Source organism: Massilia luteola, assembly GCF_034420155.1.
Lineage (GTDB): Bacteria > Pseudomonadota > Gammaproteobacteria > Burkholderiales > Burkholderiaceae_D > Telluria > Telluria luteola.
On the sequence record NZ_JAXOFN010000028.1, the window covers coordinates 1 to 16,503 of the forward strand.

General features: G+C 66.5%; 16 protein-coding genes and 1 rRNA gene. 10 read left to right on the forward strand and 7 right to left on the reverse strand.

Annotated features, from left to right (window positions below; translation table 11 throughout):
* Together U9J41_RS23090 and U9J41_RS23095 are read right to left on the reverse strand one after the other, a co-directional pair.
* A 16S ribosomal RNA gene (locus U9J41_RS23090) occupies nt 1-248 on the reverse strand; the annotation flags it as partial.
* A gap of 430 nt (nt 249-678) precedes the next feature.
* Complete coding sequence (locus U9J41_RS23095; RefSeq protein ID WP_322404495.1) at nt 679-1,455, reverse strand: enoyl-CoA hydratase; 777 nt, start codon at nt 1,453-1,455, stop codon at nt 679-681.
* 118 nt (nt 1,456-1,573) lie between these two features.
* On the opposite strand from U9J41_RS23095, the gene U9J41_RS23100 reads away from it, so the two are divergent.
* Complete coding sequence (locus U9J41_RS23100) at nt 1,574-2,836, forward strand: MFS transporter (protein WP_322404496.1); 1,263 nt, start codon at nt 1,574-1,576, stop codon at nt 2,834-2,836.
* Here the strand turns inward: U9J41_RS23100 and mltA are convergent, their stop codons facing one another.
* Nucleotides 2,837-4,081, reverse strand: a complete 1,245-nt coding sequence (gene mltA / locus U9J41_RS23105) for a murein transglycosylase A (protein ID WP_322404497.1) — start codon at nt 4,079-4,081, stop codon at nt 2,837-2,839. It abuts the gene before it with no gap.
* A gap of 13 nt (nt 4,082-4,094) precedes the next feature.
* On the opposite strand from mltA, the gene U9J41_RS23110 reads away from it, so the two are divergent.
* Entirely contained in the window at nt 4,095-4,226 is a 132-nt protein-coding gene (locus tag U9J41_RS23110; RefSeq protein ID WP_322404498.1) for a hypothetical protein, read from the forward strand.
* Nucleotides 4,227-4,239: 13 nt separating this feature from the next.
* Here U9J41_RS23110 and apaG read toward each other — a convergent pair whose 3' ends face one another.
* Nucleotides 4,240-4,614 carry a Co2+/Mg2+ efflux protein ApaG gene (gene apaG / locus U9J41_RS23115; protein ID WP_322404499.1) on the reverse strand — a complete coding sequence of 125 codons (375 nt, stop codon included), beginning with the start codon at nt 4,612-4,614 and terminating at the stop codon, nt 4,240-4,242.
* A gap of 136 nt (nt 4,615-4,750) precedes the next feature.
* On the opposite strand from apaG, the gene rpe reads away from it, so the two are divergent.
* The 8 genes from rpe to U9J41_RS23155 all read left to right on the forward strand — a co-directional run bounded on the left by rpe (nt 4,751) and on the right by U9J41_RS23155 (nt 11,643).
* Nucleotides 4,751-5,431 (forward strand): ribulose-phosphate 3-epimerase, encoded by a 681-nt coding sequence (gene rpe, locus U9J41_RS23120; protein WP_322404500.1) that lies wholly within the window; start codon nt 4,751-4,753, stop codon nt 5,429-5,431.
* Complete coding sequence (locus tag U9J41_RS23125; RefSeq protein ID WP_322404501.1) at nt 5,431-6,129, forward strand: phosphoglycolate phosphatase; 699 nt, start codon at nt 5,431-5,433, stop codon at nt 6,127-6,129. The genes rpe and U9J41_RS23125 overlap by 1 nt, the downstream gene beginning before the upstream one ends.
* A 205-nt stretch (nt 6,130-6,334) precedes the next feature.
* Nucleotides 6,335-7,831, forward strand: coding sequence for an anthranilate synthase component I (trpE, locus tag U9J41_RS23130; RefSeq protein WP_322404502.1), 1,497 nt, complete (start codon nt 6,335-6,337; stop codon nt 7,829-7,831).
* 1 nt (nt 7,832) lies between these two features.
* Nucleotides 7,833-8,396, forward strand: coding sequence for an anthranilate synthase component II (locus U9J41_RS23135; RefSeq protein ID WP_322404503.1), 564 nt, complete (start codon nt 7,833-7,835; stop codon nt 8,394-8,396).
* A gap of 148 nt (nt 8,397-8,544) precedes the next feature.
* Nucleotides 8,545-9,579, forward strand: coding sequence for an anthranilate phosphoribosyltransferase (trpD, locus tag U9J41_RS23140; protein WP_322404504.1), 1,035 nt, complete (start codon nt 8,545-8,547; stop codon nt 9,577-9,579).
* 1 nt (nt 9,580) lies between these two features.
* Nucleotides 9,581-10,243 (forward strand): LysE family translocator, encoded by a 663-nt coding sequence (locus U9J41_RS23145; RefSeq protein WP_322404505.1) that lies wholly within the window; start codon nt 9,581-9,583, stop codon nt 10,241-10,243.
* A 9-nt stretch (nt 10,244-10,252) separates the two neighbouring features.
* Nucleotides 10,253-11,053 (forward strand): indole-3-glycerol phosphate synthase TrpC, encoded by an 801-nt coding sequence (gene trpC / locus U9J41_RS23150; RefSeq protein ID WP_322404506.1) that lies wholly within the window; start codon nt 10,253-10,255, stop codon nt 11,051-11,053.
* Nucleotides 11,054-11,133: 80 nt separating this feature from the next.
* Nucleotides 11,134-11,643: a TonB C-terminal domain-containing protein gene (locus U9J41_RS23155; RefSeq protein WP_322404507.1), complete on the forward strand. Its 510-nt coding sequence runs from the start codon at nt 11,134-11,136 to the stop codon at nt 11,641-11,643.
* Nucleotides 11,644-11,752: 109 nt separating this feature from the next.
* Here the strand turns inward: U9J41_RS23155 and U9J41_RS23160 are convergent, their stop codons facing one another.
* The 3 genes from U9J41_RS23160 to U9J41_RS23170 all read right to left on the reverse strand — a co-directional run bounded on the left by U9J41_RS23160 (nt 11,753) and on the right by U9J41_RS23170 (nt 16,500).
* The gene (locus tag U9J41_RS23160; RefSeq protein ID WP_322404508.1) at nt 11,753-13,573 is read right to left on the reverse strand and encodes a M61 family metallopeptidase; all 1,821 of its coding nucleotides are present in this window, start codon (nt 13,571-13,573) and stop codon (nt 11,753-11,755) included.
* Nucleotides 13,574-13,681: 108 nt separating this feature from the next.
* Complete coding sequence (locus U9J41_RS23165) at nt 13,682-14,284, reverse strand: nucleotidyltransferase family protein (RefSeq protein WP_322404509.1); 603 nt, start codon at nt 14,282-14,284, stop codon at nt 13,682-13,684.
* Entirely contained in the window at nt 14,281-16,500 is a 2,220-nt protein-coding gene (locus U9J41_RS23170; RefSeq protein ID WP_322404510.1) for a xanthine dehydrogenase family protein molybdopterin-binding subunit, read from the reverse strand. Before U9J41_RS23170 ends, U9J41_RS23165 begins: the two co-directional genes overlap by 4 nt.
* Nucleotides 16,501-16,503: the final 3 nt, after the last annotated feature.

Here is a 16,503-nt window from a genome sequence, read left to right on the forward strand (position 1 = left end):
ACCAACTAGCTAATCAGATATCGGCCGCTCCAGGAGCATGAGGCCCGAAGGTCCCCCACTTTCATCCTTGGATCGTATGCGGTATTAGCGTAACTTTCGCTACGTTATCCCCCACTCTTGGGTACGTTCCGATATATTACTCACCCGTTCGCCACTCGCCGCCAGGTTGCCCCGCGCTGCCGTTCGACTTGCATGTGTAAAGCATGCCGCCAGCGTTCAATCTGAGCCAGGATCAAACTCTTCAGTTTAATCTCTGTTTTTGCTGCTTTCGCAGCAGATCGCTCACTCAAAATACTGACCGTTACTCATTGCTGAGCAACGTATTTCTTTTGTGTGAACATTTGATAATTTAAGCATTCAGCACCCCGAAGGATGCTGGCACTTCATCAAACGCCCACACTTATCGACTGTTGATTGTTAAAGAACTTGGTATTCGGTACTGTCTTGCTGCATTTGCGAATCGTTTTGTTCGTCAGCAGCAGAGAAGTGAGATTATGCCGTGCTTCGCTTAACTCGTCAACCCCTCGTCTGTTTTGTCGCACCGTCGTTTCCGACTCGTTTCATGCGCTGCAAAACAGGAGGCGTACTATAGCAAACCGAAGCGGGGGTATGCAAGGGACATCGAAAGAAACGTGCGCCGCCGGACCGGCTGCCGCCCGCCCGGACGAACGCGATCTGTTACATGCCCTCGAAATCGGGCTTGCGCTTCTCGAGGAACGCGCCCATCCCCTCCTTCTGTGCCGGCGTACCGAAACCGGCATGGAAGAAGCGGCGCTCATAGCGCACGCCCTCGGTCAGCGTCGTTTCGAACGCACGGTTGACGGAATCCTTGATCTGCATCGCCACCGAGACCGGCATCGCGGCGATCGTCTCCGCCACTTCCAGCGCCACCGTCATCACGAGGTCGGCCGGCACGACGCGCGACACGAGGCCCGTGCGCTCCGCTTCCGCCGCGTCGATCATGCGCGCCGTCAGCAGCATGTCCATCGCCTTCGATTTGCCGATCGCGCGCGGCAGGCGTTGCGTGCCGCCGGCGCCCGGGGTCACGCCGACCTTGATTTCCGGCTGGCCGAATTTGGCGGTGTCGGCGGCGATCAGGAAATCGCACATCATCGCCAGTTCGCAGCCGCCGCCCAGCGCATAGCCTGCAACGACGCCGATCACCGGCTTGCGCACGTCCAGGATGTGCTCCCAGTTACGGCCGATGTAATTGCCGGGATAGGTATCGGCATACGTGTAATTGGCCATCGCGGCGATGTCGGCGCCCGCGGCGAACACCTTGTCGCTGCCGGTCAGGACGATGACGTTGATGGCAGGGTCGGCGTCGAATTTCGATAACGCGTCGCCCAGTTCGTTCATCATGTTGTCGTTGAGGGCGTTCAGCGCCTTCGGACGGTTCAGGCGGATCACGACCACTTTGCCGTGGTGTTCGATCAGCAGGTCAGAATATTCCATGGGACACCCCTTAATAAGATGAACCCGGATTGTAGCGCCTGAACGACGGATGTGACGTATACGGCAATCATGGCTTTGCTATCATCGATACCCGAACCCATCGTCGATCTCGCCACACGTGTCCCCCATCGCCCTCCTCCGCAGCCTCGCCGCCGACCGGCAGCTGCGCAACGTCGACTTTCGCCGTTTCTGGTTCAGCAGCGCCCTGACCAATTTCGGCGCCCAGATCACCCTGTTGGCCCTCCCGATCTGCGCGGCCCTGCTGCTGCATGCGACGCCCGGGCAGATGGGGACCCTCGCCGCCTTCGGCTCGCTGCCCTTCCTGCTGTTCTCGCTGCCGACCGGCGTGCTGCTCGACCGCAGCCGGCGCCTGCCCGTCATGCTGGCCAGCGATGCGATGGTCGCGCTGAGCCTCGCCAGCGTGCCGTTCGCGTGGTGGCATGGGTGGCTCAGCGTCCACTGGCTGTATGCCGTGCAGTTCATGCTGGGGACGGGATTCGTCGTGGGCGGCAGCGCGGAGCAGATCTTCCTGACCTTCCTCGTCGGCCGCGAGGGCCTGATCGACGCGCAATCGAAGCTGGGGGCGACGGAATCCGCGTCGCGCCTCCTCGGCCCCGGCATCGCCGGCCTGCTCGTGCAAGCGCTGGGCGCACCGGTGGCGATCCTGTGCAATGTGGCGGGCTTCTCGGTCTCGCTGTGGAACCTGCGCCAGGTCCGCACGCGCGAGCCGCAACCGCATCCAGCGCGATCGCACGTGCTGCGCGACATGGCGGAGGGCTTGCGGTTCGTCTGGAGCCAGCCCGTGCTACGCCTGCTGGCCTGGACGTCGGCCAGCTGGCACCTGCTGTTCTATGGCTACACGGCGCTGTACGTGCTGTTCGCCACGCGCGTGCTGGGGATGTCGCCCGGCCTGATGGGCACCTCGCAGATGCTGGGCGGCGCCGGCGTCCTGGTGAGTTCCCTGCTGTTGAAACCCCTGACGCGGCGCGTCGGCTCCGGCGGTACCATCGCGACGGGCCTGTGCATTTCCTGCCTCGGCTTCATGCTGATGCCGACGATCCCGCGCGACCTGCTGGGCACCCGCGGCGCCACGGCGGCCGCCTACGCCGCCGTCGTGTTCTGCCTCGATTGCGGCGGCACCTTGTTCTTCCTGCCCTACCTCGCGCTACGCCAGCGCGTCACGCCGGATCCGCTGCTGGGCCGGATGACGTCGACGATGCGTTTCATGACGGTGGCCACGGCCCCCATCGGCGCGGCCGGCGCGGGCGCGCTGGCGGAACGGCTCGGCGTGCGCGGCGGCTTGAGCGTCGTGGCGGCGGGCGCCCTGCTGCTGACCCTCACCACCTTGTTCGGCACCCGCCTGCACAGGATACGGCAGTGATCAGCGGGCCGCCACCGCGGCCGGCCGCGGCAGCAGCGCCCAGATCTGGCCCCGCTGCTTCATGCGGCCCGCGTCATCGGCGGCCTGGGCACCGAAGCCGAAGAAGAAGTCGGCGCGCACGGCACCCTTGATGGCGCCGCCCGTGTCCTGCGCCATCACGAGGCGCTGCATCGGTACGTCGTCTCCCGGTTCCGTCGTCGCAAGGAACAGCGGTGCGCCCAGCGGCAGGAAGGACGGGTCGACGGCGACCGAGCGCGCGGGCGTCAGCGGCACGCCCAGCGCGCCCTTCGGACCGACGCTCGGGTCGGGCAGGCGCTCTTCGCGGAAGAAGACATAGCTCGGATTGACGTCGAGGAGTTCCTGGCGGCGTTCCGGATGCGCTGCGATCCACGCCTTGATGCCCTGCGCCGTCGCTTCGCCCGGCGCCAGTTCGCGTTGTTCGATCAGCCAGCGGCCGATCGCCTTGTACGGATGGCCGTTCTGGTCGGCGTAGGCGACGCGCACCGTCTCGCCGTCGTCCAGCTGCACGCGGCCCGAGCCCTGCACCTCGAGGAAGAACGCCTCGACGGGATCGTCGACCCACACCAGCGCCTTGCCGGGGATGCGCGCGCGCTCGATCTCGGCGCGCGTGCCGTACGGGACGACGGTCTTGCCGACGAGGCGCCCGCGCAGCCGCATGCCTTTCAGGCTCGGATAGACGCTGGCCAGGTTCACCGTGATCAGGTCGTCCGGCACCTTATAGAGGGGCGTCTGGTATGCGCCGCCGCGCCGGCGCGCGCCGTGCAGCATCGGTTCGTAGTAACCCGTGATCAGGCCGGCGTCGGCGCCGTCGGGCGCACGCACGAGGTTCGGCACGAAATACGTCTCGAAATACTGGCGGATGGCCGCGCCATCGTCCGCGTCGACCAGCTTGCCGGCGGCGCACGGCGTCTGCCAGTCCGCCTTCGACGCCAACGCGCGGCACGATGCCTGGAACGCGGGCCAGGCCTGGCGCAGGTCGTCCTGCTGCCAGCCCGGCAGCGCATCGAACGTCACGGGCGTGAACAGGGGCGCCGGCGGCGCCGGCGGCACGGTCACGGGTCCGACCGGCGGCGGCAGCTTGATCGGCGGCTGCGGCTGCGGCTGCGGCTGCGGCTGTGGCTGCGGCTGCGGCTGCGCCGGCGGTTGCGGCGGCGTCGTCGTGCAGGCGGCCAGCAAGGCGACGAGGGTCAATAAAGCGGGTACACTGCGGCGTGTTGAAAACATACTGGAATGCGTGATGTGGATACTGATGTTGGAAGCCGGCGCGGCCTTGTTCCTGCTGGTGTTCATCGTGTGGTGGACGATGTTCTCCGGACGCAAGCCGGAGCAACCGCCGCCGGCCAGGAAAAACGATACGCCCGACGCTTGATCAGCTCAAGGGATTAATGCAGGGCGCGCGGCAGCGACAGCACGAACTCGGGAATCTTGATCTCGAAGCGGTGCCCGTCCTCGGCCACGAAGAAATACTCGCCGACCATCGAACCCTGCGGCGTCGCCATCTGGGTGCCGCTGGTGTATTCGAACTGTTCGCCCGGCTGCAGCAGCGGCTGGTGGCCGACGACGCCCAGGCCGCGGACTTCCTGCACCTGGTTGTTGGCGTCGGTGATCACCCAGTGGCGCGAGATCAGCTGGGCCGCGACGGTGCCCGTGTTCTTGATCGTGATGGTGTAGGTGAACACATGCTGCGTCCGGTCCGGCTGGGATTGTTCCGGCAGGTATTGGGTCCTGACGGTGATCGCGAAATCGTAGACGGGCATGGGTGTTCCTTGTTGTATTTGCAAAAGACGCGTGGCCAACATGAGCGTGGTCGACATGATACACGCGCCGACCGAAAGCACGGCGTCGGCGTACAATGCTGGCTTTGTCCAAAGCAACCCCGGCAATAGCCCAATCATGACCACCTACCGCATCGCTCCCAGCATCCTGTCCGCAGACTTCGCCCGCCTGGGCGAGGAAGTGCGTAACGTCGTCGCCGCCGGCGCCGACATCATCCACTTCGACGTGATGGACAACCATTATGTTCCCAATCTGACCATCGGTCCGCTGGTGTGCCAGGCCATCCGTCCGCACGTGCAGGTGCCGATCGACGTCCACCTGATGGTCAAGCCGGTCGACCGCATCATCCCCGATTTCGCCAAGGCCGGCGCGAATATCATCACGTTCCACCCGGAAGCGTCGGAGCACATCGACCGCACCCTGCAACTCATCCGCGACAACGGCTGCAAGGCCGGCCTCGTGTTCAACCCGGGCACGCCGCTGCACCACCTGGACCACGTGATGGACAAGATCGACATGATCCTGATCATGTCCGTGAACCCGGGCTTCGGCGGCCAGTCGTTCATCCCGGAAGCGCTCAAGAAGATCGCGCTCGCGCGCCGCATGATCGACGAATCCGGCCGCGACATCCTGCTGGAGGTCGACGGCGGCATCAAGGCCGACAACATCGCCGCCGCCGCGGCAGCCGGTGCCGACACGTTCGTGGCCGGTTCCGCCATCTTCGGCAAGCCGGACTACAAGGCGGTCATCGACGCCATGCGCGCCGAGCTGGCCACCGTCGCCAAGAAGGCCGCCTGATGAAGCACGGCGCCGATACGATCCGGGCCGCCATCATCGACCTGGACGGCACGATGCTGCACACCGTGCCGGATTTCGAGCTCGCGCTGAACGGCATGCGCGCGGAATACGGCCTGGCGCCGATCACCCAGCAGATCATCGAACCGATGGTCGGCAAGGGATCGAAAAAGCTGATCCGCGACGTACTGGCCCTCGACTTCGACGCGGCGCGCATCGACGCCGTCGCCGACGCCGCGCTGGACGCCTACCACCGCCACTACCAGGCGATCGTCGGCGAACGCGCGGTGCTGTATCCGCACGTGATCGAAGGCCTGCAGGCGCTGAAGGACCTGGGCCTGCGCCTCGCCTGCGTGACGAACAAGCCGGTCGCGCTCACCCAGCCGCTGCTGGCGAAGAAGGGACTCACCTCGTTCTTCGACCTGGTCTACGGCGGCGATTCGTTCCCGCGCCAGAAGCCCGACCCGATGCCGCTGCTGCAGGTGTGCCGCGAGTTCGACCTGGCGCCGGCGCGCGTCGTCGCGATCGGCGACTCCAGCAACGACGCGGAAGCCGCACGCGCGGCCGGTTGCTTCGTGCTGTCGGTCCCGTATGGCTACAACCACGGAAAACCTGTGCAAAGTATTAATTCCGATGGTATAGTTGGTTCGCTACTTGAAGCCGCTGAACTGATCAGCGCTCATAACAAAGCCAACTCCTAAACCATCGACTCCATGTTTTTCGCCAAAAAACACATCGTCAACCCAACCGGTGCCCATGAGGCCTGGCTGTGGCGACGCTGGCAATCCTGGTCCAACTGACCCAAGCTGATTGCTGCCGGTGCACGCCTCGTGCACATTGATACCGGCAGGTTTTTTGAAGAAATCGCCGCCCGTTCCCCTTCCTGCGGGCGGCCCGGAGAAAAGCATGACCGAACTCGAATTCAAATCGCTCGCCACGCAAGGCTATCACCGTATTCCCCTGATCGCGGAAGCATTTGCCGATCTCGAAACCCCGCTTACGCTGTACCTGAAGCTGGCCCAGAGCCAGGACGCCGGCAAGAACACGTTCCTGCTCGAGTCCGTGGTCGGCGGCGAACGCTTCGGCCGCTACTCCTTCATCGGCCTGCCGGCCAAGACCTTGCTGCGCACGCGCGGCAACGTCACGACGGTCGAGAAGAACGGGGAAGTCATCGAGACGCACGAAGGCAATCCGCTCGACTTCATCGAACAGTACCAGGCGCGCTTCAAGGTCGCGCTGCGCCCGGGCCTGCCGCGCTTCTGCGGCGGCCTGGCCGGCTACTTCGGCTACGACACCGTGCGCCACATCGAGAAGAAGCTGGCCCATACGGCGCCGCGCGATGAACTCGACCTGCCGGAAATCCAACTGATGGTGACGGAAGAACTGGCGGTGATCGACAACCTGTCGGGCAAGCTGTACCTGATCGTGTATGCCGACCCGTCCCAGCCCGAAGCCTATAACAAGAGCCGCCAGCGCCTGAAGGACTTGCGCATGATGCTGCGCCGGAGCGTGGACGCGCCGGTGACGTCGAGCTCCGTCCGCACCGAGGCCGTGCGCGACTTCAGCAAGGAAGACTACCTGAAGGCGGTCGCCGTCGCGAAGGAATACGTGATGGCGGGCGACCTGATGCAGGTGCAGATCGGCCAGCGCATCCGCAAGCCGTACGTGGATTCGCCGCTGTCGCTATACCGCTCGCTGCGCTCGCTGAATCCGTCGCCGTACATGTACTACTACAACTTCGGCGACATGCAGATCGTGGGCTCCTCGCCCGAGATCCTGGTGCGCAACGAAAAGGACGCCGCCGTCGGCCGCAAGGTCACGTTGCGCCCGATCGCCGGCACCCGCCCGCGCGGTTCGACGCCGGAGCGCGACGCCGAACTGGCGCACGAACTGCTGCACGATCCGAAGGAAGTGGCGGAGCACGTGATGCTGATCGACCTGGCCCGCAACGACATCGGCCGCATCGCCAAGACGGGCAGCGTGAAGGTCACGGACCAGATGGTGATCGAGAAGTACTCGCACGTGCAGCACATCGTCTCCAACGTGGAAGGCACTTTGAAGGACGGCATGTCCAACCTGGACGTATTGCGCGCCACCTTCCCGGCCGGCACCTTGACCGGCGCGCCGAAAGTGCGTGCGATGGAAGTCATCGACGAACTCGAACCCGTAATGCGCGGCATCTACGGCGGCGCCTGCGGTTATCTGTCGTTCGGCGGCGAGATGGACGTGGCGATCGCCATCCGCACGGGCGTCATCAAGGACGGCAACCTGTACGTGCAGGCGTCGGCGGGCATCGTGGCCGATTCCATCCCCGAGATGGAATGGCTGGAAACGGAACACAAGGCGCGCGCCGTGCTGCGCGCGGCCGAGCAAGTGCAAGACGGACTGGATGGGGAGATCTGACATGCTGCTCATGATCGACAACTACGACTCGTTCACCTACAACATCGTGCAGTACTTCGGCGAGCTGGGCGAGGATGTGCACACCGTGCGCAACGACGAGATCACCCTCGAGCAGATCGCGGACCTGAACCCGGACCGCATCTGCATCTCGCCGGGCCCGAAGTCGCCGAAGGATGCCGGCGTGTCGGTGGACGTGCTGCGTGAATTCAAAGGGAAGAAGCCGATCCTCGGCGTGTGCCTGGGCCACCAGGCGATCGGCGAAGCGTTCGGCGGCAAGATCATCCGCGCCAAGCAGGTCATGCACGGCAAGACGTCGAAGATCGCGCACATCGGCGAAGGCGTGTTCAAGGGCCTGCCGAGCCCCTTCACCGTGATCCGCTACCACTCGCTGGCGATCGAGCGCGCGTCGCTGCCTGCGTGCCTGGAAGTGACGGCGTGGACGGACGACGGCGAGATCATGGGCGTGCGCCACAAGGAATTCGACATCGAGGGCGTGCAGTTCCACCCCGAGTCGATCCTGTCGGAGCACGGGCATGCGATGCTGAAGAACTTCCTCGAGCGCTGAACGCAACCGAACGCTTGCCAACGTCGTTCCCGCGGAGGCGGGAATCCAAGTTTATGTGCACGCCGCACAGTAATTGGGCCCCCGCCTGCGCGGGGGCGACGTGCGACGGCCGCGTGGCGACAACCGATTTCCAAGAACTGGACCTGCCATGATCACCCCTCAAGAAGCCCTCCTCCGCTGCATCGAACACCGCGAAATCTTCCACGACGAGATGCTGCATCTCTTCCGCAGAATCATGTCCGGCGACATCTCGCCGACGATGGTCGCCGCGCTGACCATGGGCCTGCGCGTGAAGAAGGAAACCATCGGCGAGATCACCGCCGCCGCCCAGGTGATGCGCGAATTCTCCACCAAGGTCCCGATGGCCGACACGACGCACCTCGTCGACATCGTCGGCACCGGCGGCGATGGCGCGCACACTTTCAACATCTCGACCGCGTCGATGTTCGTCGCCGCCGCCGCCGGCGCGCGCGTCGCCAAGCACGGCGGACGCAGCGTGTCGTCGTCGTCCGGCAGCGCCGACGTGATCGAATCGCTGGGCGCCCACATCGACCTGACACCCGAGCAGATCGCCCAGTCGATCGCGCAGACCGGCATCGGCTTCATGTTCGCGCCGAACCACCACGCGGCCATGAAGAACGTGGCGGCGGTCCGGCGCGAGATGGGCGTGCGCAGCATCTTCAACATCCTCGGGCCGCTGACGAATCCGGCCGGCGCGCCGAACATCCTGATGGGCGTCTTCCACCCGGACCTCGTCGGCATCCAGGTGCGCGTGCTGCAACGCCTCGGCGCCCAGCACGCGCTCGTCGTCTGGGGCCGCGACAACATGGACGAAGTCTCGCTGGGCGCCGGCACGATGGTCGGTGAACTCGTGAACGGCGAGATCCGCGAATACGAGATCCATCCGGAAGACTTCGGACTCGCGATGATCGCCAGCCGCAACCTGAAGGTCGCGGACGCGGCCGAATCGAAGGGCAAGATCATGGAAGCGCTGCGCGGCGAACCGGGTCCGGCGCACGACATCGTGCTGCTCAACGCCGGCACCGCGCTGTACGCGGCCGGCGTGGCGGCGTCCATCGAGGACGGCCTGCAGCGCGCGCGCACCGCGATCGCGTCGGGCGCGGCGCTCGCGAAGCTCGACCAGTTCGTGGGCGTCACGCGCCAGCTGGGCGCGGTGAACTGAGATGTTCGGCATCCCGCTGTCAGGTATCCATGATCTGAGGCTGTTCGTCGCGAGCGGCCTGCTGCTGAACATCATGCCGGGCCCGGATTCGCTGCTGATCATGACGCGCAGCGCGACGCAGGGCTGGCGCGCCGGCAGCGCGGCGGCCCTGGGCATCGGCACGGGCACGTTCGTGCACATCGTCGGCGCTGCCCTGGGCCTGTCGGCGATCCTCGCGACGTCCGCCGCCGCGTTCACCGTCGTCAAGCTGCTGGGCGCCGCGTACATCCTGTACCTCGCTGTCGGCATGCTGCTCATTAAGCGAGGAAATGAGCGCGGCGCCGGCGTCGCGGCGCCGCTGACCATCGCGCCGCTGCCCCTGCGCCGCATCTACGCGCAAGGCATCCTGACGAACGTGCTGAATCCGAAGGTGGCGCTGTTCTTCCTCGCCTTCGTCCCGCAATTCATCGATGCGCACGCGCCGCACAAGGCGCTCGCCTTCCTCATCCTCGGCGCCGTCTTCAACATCAACGGCATGTTGTGGTGCCATGCGCTGGCGCTGTTCACCGCGCAGGCCAGGGCGCGCATCAAACTGCATCCCGCCGTCACGCAATGGCTCAACCGCGCCACGGGCGGCCTGTTCGTCTGGCTCGGCGTCAAGCTGGCGCTGGCGAAACAACACTGAAGGTCCACCATGTCCGATATCCTGAACAAGATCCTCGACGTCAAGGCGAGCGAGATCGCCAGCGCAAAACAATACCGTGATTTCAACAGCCTGCGCCGCGACGTCGAAAGCGATGCCGCCCTGCGCGCCGACCTGCGCGGCTTCGAAGCGAACCTGCGCCGCAGCATCGAGGCCGGCCGTGCCGGCGTGATCGCCGAAGTGAAAAAGGCGTCGCCGTCGAAGGGCGTGATCCGCGCCGACTTCCGCCCGGCCGAAATCGCCCAAAGCTATGCCGCGGGCGGCGCATCGTGCCTGTCCGTGCTGACCGACGTACAATTCTTCCAGGGCTCGCCCGAGTACCTGAAGCAGGCGCGCGCGGCGTGCGACCTGCCCGTGATCCGCAAGGATTTCATCGTCGACCCGTACCAGGTCTACGAAGCGCGGGCGATGGGCGCGGACGCGATCCTCTTGATCGTCGCCGCGCTGGATCATGGCCTGATGGCCGACCTGGAAGCGTGTGCCCGGGAACTCGGCATGGATGTGCTGGTCGAAGTCCATGACGGCGACGAACTGGATGCGGCCCTGAAGCTCAAGACGCGCCTCCTGGGCATCAACAACCGCAACCTGCGCACCTTCGAGGTCACGCTCGACACGACCATCGGCCTGCTGCCGCGCATCCCGGCGGAGCGCCTCGTGGTCACCGAGTCCGCGATCCTGGCGCCGGCCGACGTCAAGCGCATGCGCGACGCCGACGTGCATGCCTTCCTCGTGGGCGAAGCGTTCATGCGCGCGCCCGATCCCGGCACGGAACTGCGCCGCCTGTTCGACTGACGGAATCTCCGGAAGGTCGCGGCGAGCGCAGGGCCAGCCGACCAGGATGCGAACACGGCGTTTAATTGGAGGGTTCCGGCATGAAGACGATCATCCGTACGGGTCTGGTTGTCATCCCGATCGTCATCCCGATGTTGGCCGGTTTGAGTGGTTGCTCGGGTGTCCGGACGGTCACCGCGTCCGTCGAGCACGCCGCCACGCGCATCCTCCACCCCTTCACACCCGCAACGCCGACGGCGCCCGCGCCCGCGGGCCTGGACGATTACAAGGCCCGGGTCGCGCGCCACGTGGTCGAGCGCAATCCCGAGCACGTCTACGCGGGCACGCTGCCGCCGATGCTGCCGGCCATCGTCGTGCTCGAGATCACGGTCGACCGCGACGGCCAGTTGGCCGACGTGGCCGTGCAGCGCTCGCGCAATCCGGATGCCTCCCGGATCGCGCTGGCCTCGGTGCGACGCAGCGCGCCGCTGCCGGCCCCGCGCCAGCTGGCGCAGGCGACGGGCAGGCTCACCTTTTCGGAAACGTTTTTGTTCGCGGACAGCGAGCGATATCAGTTGCGCAGCCTCGCGGAGCCGCAGGCGGGGGAGTGACGCGACCGCGCGATGGTGCGCTTCATTACAAGGGTCCGCGTGGGCACGTTTCATTTGACGCCCCCGGCCGCAAATGCCCACCCGGAACGCAGGCGAAGCGAACGCCCGCTCAGCTCGCGCTCGGCCGCTTGACCACGGGCCCCTTGCGCGTGCCGGGCGCCACGGTGACCTGGACGCAGGGCACGCGGTCGCCCTGCAAGGTGACGTCGAACGTCATCAACTCGTCGCGGCGGAAGGCGTGCACGGTCACCGTGTCGTCCACGCGGTAGCGCGCGAACAGCTGGTCGAGGTTGGGCGGGTTGGCGTTCACGCGCAGGCCATCCACGGCAATCACGACGTCGCCCGCCGACAGGCCCGCCTGGTGCGCGGCGCCGCCCTCGTGCACCTGGGTCAGCTTGACGCCGGCGGCGTCGCGGCCGATGCCGGCGTCCAGCGACGGCTTGGCGTTCTTGCGCTCTTCCGTCACCTTCACGCCGAACGGGGCATACAGCTTGGCCAGCGGGATGTCGTCCGTGCCGCGGATGTAGCGGTCGAAGATCGTTTTCAGGCGCACGCCGCTCACTTCGTCGAACAGGCTTTCCACGTCCTGTTCCGTCACACCCCGCGCGCCGCCTTTGTAGAAATCGCGGCCGTAGCGGTCCCACAGGGCCAGCATGATGTCGTCCAGCGACTTCGCGCCGCCCGTCTTGGCGCGGATCGTCAGGTCGAGCGCGAGGCCGACGAGCGATCCCTTCGTGTAGTAGCTGATGATGGCGTTCGGCGCGTTCTCGTCCTGGCGGTAGTACTTGCTCCAGGCGTCGAAGCTGGACTCCGCGATGCTCTGCTTCGTGCGGCCCGTGCCGCGCAGGACGCTGGCGACCGTTTTGCCGAGCAGCTTGAAATACGTCGCCTCGCTGATGATGCCGCTGCGCACGAGCATCAGGTCGTCGTAATAGCTCGTGAAGCCCTCGAACAGCCACAGCAGGGGCGTGTAGTTCTCGACCTGCAGATCGTACGGCGCGAACACGGCCGGCTTGATGCGCTTGACATTCCAGGTGTGGAAGTACTCATGGCTGCACAGGCCCAGGAACTTGATGTAGCCCTCGTTCGGCTCCGCCGTCCTGGGCGCCGCCGTCGTCGGCAGGTCGGTGCGCGCGCAGAGCAGCGCCGTCGACGCGCGGTGTTCCAGGCCGCCGTAGCCGTCGCCCACGACCATCGTCAGGAACACGTAACGGTCCATCGGCGCCTTTTTCGTCTTCGGCTCGAAGAATGCGATCTGCGTCTCGCAGATGGCTTTCAGGTCTTTTTCCAGGCGCGCCATGTCGAGGTTCGGCACGCGGCCCGTGATCACGATGTCGTGGCGGATGCCGTGCGCGGTGAAGCCGCCCAGCGCGAAGTCGCCCATCTCGACCGGGTGGTCGATCAGTTCATCGTAGTCGGCGGCGGCATACGTGCCGAAGCCGTAGCGCTTGGCGCCCGCTTCCGGCAGCGACGTGGCGACGCGCCAGCTGCGCGTGCCCGCATCGCCCGGGCGCTGGATGTCGACCAGGTGCGGCCGCGCCTCCTGCCCGACGACGCGCAGGAACACGCTCGTGCCGTTGAAGAAGCCGTGGGTCTGGTCGAGGTGGGCGGCGCGCACCGACAGGTCCCACGCATAGACTTCGTAATGCACCGTCAGAGGCCCGCTGACGGGCGCGGCCTGCCACGAATGCTTGTCCAGCTTCGCGAGCCGGACCGCCGCGCCGCCGGCTTCGGCGCGGATGCGCACGATGTTGCGGGCGAATTCGCGGATCATGTAGCTGCCCGGGATCCAGGCCGGCAGCGCGAACACCTGCCCTTCCGGGCTCGGTTCGGCCACGGTGACAGTGACGTTGAACAGGTGCCCGGCCAGGTCCTTGGGGACGATCGTGTACTGGATGGCCGGCGGCTGCTTCTGGGGTGCTTTTTTCATATGGCGTGAACAATCTCTCTCCGATGCGCCGTAGTGTAATCGGATTTTTCAAGAAAGAGCATGTTCACACAACCGGTGTTCACAACATCGCGTGTTCACACGGTTGAGCTACGATCCGGTCAGATCGGCGGGCCTGTCGATGTCGCGGAAGATGCCGGGATCATGCACCGGCACCGCCGTCACCGGGCCGGTTTGCAGGAGGCGGCGCGCGCCCTCGTCGCCGCGCAGGGCCAGCAGCGCATCCAGGTGAACGGCGCCGAAACCGACCGGATTGCCGCGCCGGCCATCCATGACGGGTGCCGCGATGTCCGCGCCGGCCGCCAGCGCGTCGGCCAGCGACCGCAGCGTGGCCACCTCGACGTACGGCATGTCGCCCAGCGCCACCAGCCATGCCTGCGGCCTGGGCGCCATGCCGACCGAATGGCGGATGGCGTGCGTGAGCGACGCCGCCATGCCGCTGTCGGCGTCCGGACACACGGTCACGTCGCAGCCCAGTGCGGCCAGTCGCTCGGCCACGCCGCCGTCATCCGGCGCCACGACGGCGACGACGCGAGGCACGGCGGCCAGCAGCTTGCGCGCGCTGGCCACGACGACCGAATCGAAGCCCGCCAGCGGCTGCAGCAGCTTGTTGCGCCGTCCTTCGGGATCGAAGCGGCGCCCCCGGCCGGCCGCCAGCAGAATGCCGGCCGGCGCGGCCGGGGACACGGTCACGCCGTCGCCAGGTCGAACGGCAGCTTGCGCAGGCGCTTGCCGGTCAGCGTGAAGACGGCATTGGCCAGCGCCGGCGCCAGCGGCGGCAGGCCCGGTTCGCCGATGCCCGTCGGCGCATCCTGCGACGGGACGATGTGGACGTCGATGTGCGGCATGTCGTTCATGCGCGCCACCGTGTAGTCGTTGAAGTTCTGCTGCTCGACGACGCCGTCCTTGAGCGTGATGCGCGCGCCCGGCAACGTCGTGCCGAGGCCCATCAGCGCCGCGCCCTGGATCTGCGCCTCGATCGACATCGGGTTGACCGGCAGGTTGCAGTGCACGGCGGCCGTGACCTTGTGCACCTTGGGGCTGCCGTCGACGACGGATGCTTCGACGACATAGGCGACGACGGTGTTGAACGATTCGTGCAGCGCCACGCCGTACGCGCGCCCTTTCGGCAGCGTCTTCTTGCCGTAGCCGGACTGCGCCACGGCGAGGTCCAGCGCCGCGTGATGGCGCACGTGCTTCGCGTCGATCAGCTTCTTGCGGTACGCGACCGGGTCCTGGCCCGCCGCGTGCGCGGCTTCGTCGATCAGCGTCTCCATCACGAACGCCGTGTGCGTGGACCCCACGGAGCGCCACCACAGCACGGGCACGTTGGCCTTGGCCGCGTGCGCCGTCAGGTTCAGCGGCACGTCGTACGGTTCGCCCATGCCTTCGACCATCGTGCTGTCGACGCCGTTCTTGACCATGAACGGTTCGAACGTGGTGCCGGTGATGATCGACTGGCCGACGATCGTGTGGTTCCACGCGACGATGTTGCCGTCGGCATCGAGGCCGATGTCGGCGCGGTGCACGTGCGACGGACGATAGTAGCCGCCGCGGATGTCGTCCTCGCGGCTCCAGATCAGCTTCACCGGACCGGCATGGCCCGCGGCCTTATACGCCTTGGCGACGTGGACGGCTTCGACGACGAAGTCGGACGTCGGCGTGGCGCGCCGGCCGAAGCCGCCGCCCGCCATCATCGTGTTGAGCGTCACCTGTTCGGGCTTGAGGCCGGCCACCGCCGCGGCCGCGGCCTGGTCGATGCCCTGGAACTGCGACCCGACCCACAAGGTGCAGGCGTCGTCGCGGAGGTCGACCGTGCAGTTGATCGGTTCCATCGGCGCGTGCGCCAGATAGGGGAATTCGTAGACGGCCGAGATCTTCCTGGCGGCGCCGGCCAGCTTCGACGTATCGGCCTTGCGCGCGACGGCGCCCGGCGTCTTGGACAGCTCGGCGAATTGCGCCAGCTGCCTGGCGCTGTCGACTTTTTCGACGGCGCTCGTGTCCCACTCGATGGCGAGCAGGTCGCGCGCCTGCTTGGCCGGCCAGTAGCCGTCGGCGACGACGGCCACACCGCTGCCGCCGCGGTCGACCGGCACTTCCAGCACGGCGATCACGCCGCGCAGCGCCCTGGCCCTGGCGGCGTCGAACTTCGCGACCTTCGCGCCGAACACGGGCGGATGCGCGACGACGGCGACCTTGGTGCCGGCCGGCTTGACGTCGAGGCCGAACTTCTGGCGGCCCGTCGACTTGGCGCGGGCGTCCAGGCGCGGCATCGGCTTGCCGATGTAGCGGAACGTCTTCTGGTCTTTCAGCACGATCGTTTCCGGCACGGGCAGCGCCATCGCCGCGTCGGCCAGCGCGCCGTAGGTGGCCTTCTGGCCCGCCGGGCCATACACCACACCCTTCGCGGTGCGGCATTGCGCGGGACTCACCTTCCACTGCCGGGCGGCGGCGCCAATCAGCATCGCGCGGGCGCGGGCGCCGACTTCGCGGTACTGCGTGAACGAGTGGGCGATGGTGCCCGAACCGCCCGTGATCTGGATGCCGAATACCGGATCCTTGTACACGTCGCCGGCGGGCGCCAGTTCGGCGCGCATCTGGCTCCAGTCGGCATCCAGCTCGTCCGCGATCACCATCGGCAGGCCGGTGTGCACGCCCTGGCCGAACTCCAGGCGGTTGACGATCACGGTCACCGTATTGTCCGGCGCCACGCGCAGGAAGGCGTTCGGGGCGTAGACGGTCGGCTTGGCGGCATCGGCCGCACGGGCGATGCGCCCGCCGGCCGGCAGCACGAAGCCCAGCACGAGGCCACCGGTCGCGGCGGCGCCGGCTTTCAGGAAGCCGCGGCGGGAGGCCGGGGCAAGGCGGCCGGCCTTGGCCGCCACAGTCTTCATCAGGTCGAATCGCATGCG

Bases quoted from the DNA above. Each gene is read 5' to 3' on its own strand.
- U9J41_RS23095 (WP_322404495.1), bottom strand. From the start codon at position 1,455: ATGGAATATTCTGACCTGCTGATCGAACACCACGGCAAAGTGGTCGTG.
- mltA (WP_322404497.1), bottom strand. From the start codon at position 4,081: ATGTTTTCAACACGCCGCAGTGTACCCGCTTTATTGACCCTCGTCGCC.
- U9J41_RS23110 (WP_322404498.1), top strand. From the start codon at position 4,095: ATGTGGATACTGATGTTGGAAGCCGGCGCGGCCTTGTTCCTGCTGGTG.
- apaG (WP_322404499.1), bottom strand. From the start codon at position 4,614: ATGCCCGTCTACGATTTCGCGATCACCGTCAGGACCCAATACCTGCCG.
- rpe (WP_322404500.1), top strand. From the start codon at position 4,751: ATGACCACCTACCGCATCGCTCCCAGCATCCTGTCCGCAGACTTCGCC.
- U9J41_RS23125 (WP_322404501.1), top strand. From the start codon at position 5,431: ATGAAGCACGGCGCCGATACGATCCGGGCCGCCATCATCGACCTGGAC.
- trpE (WP_322404502.1), top strand. From the start codon at position 6,335: ATGACCGAACTCGAATTCAAATCGCTCGCCACGCAAGGCTATCACCGT.
- U9J41_RS23135 (WP_322404503.1), top strand. From the start codon at position 7,833: ATGCTGCTCATGATCGACAACTACGACTCGTTCACCTACAACATCGTG.
- trpD (WP_322404504.1), top strand. From the start codon at position 8,545: ATGATCACCCCTCAAGAAGCCCTCCTCCGCTGCATCGAACACCGCGAA.
- U9J41_RS23145 (WP_322404505.1), top strand. From the start codon at position 9,581: ATGTTCGGCATCCCGCTGTCAGGTATCCATGATCTGAGGCTGTTCGTC.
- trpC (WP_322404506.1), top strand. From the start codon at position 10,253: ATGTCCGATATCCTGAACAAGATCCTCGACGTCAAGGCGAGCGAGATC.
- U9J41_RS23155 (WP_322404507.1), top strand. From the start codon at position 11,134: ATGAAGACGATCATCCGTACGGGTCTGGTTGTCATCCCGATCGTCATC.
- U9J41_RS23160 (WP_322404508.1), bottom strand. From the start codon at position 13,573: ATGAAAAAAGCACCCCAGAAGCAGCCGCCGGCCATCCAGTACACGATC.
- U9J41_RS23170 (WP_322404510.1), bottom strand. From the start codon at position 16,500: ATGCGATTCGACCTGATGAAGACTGTGGCGGCCAAGGCCGGCCGCCTT.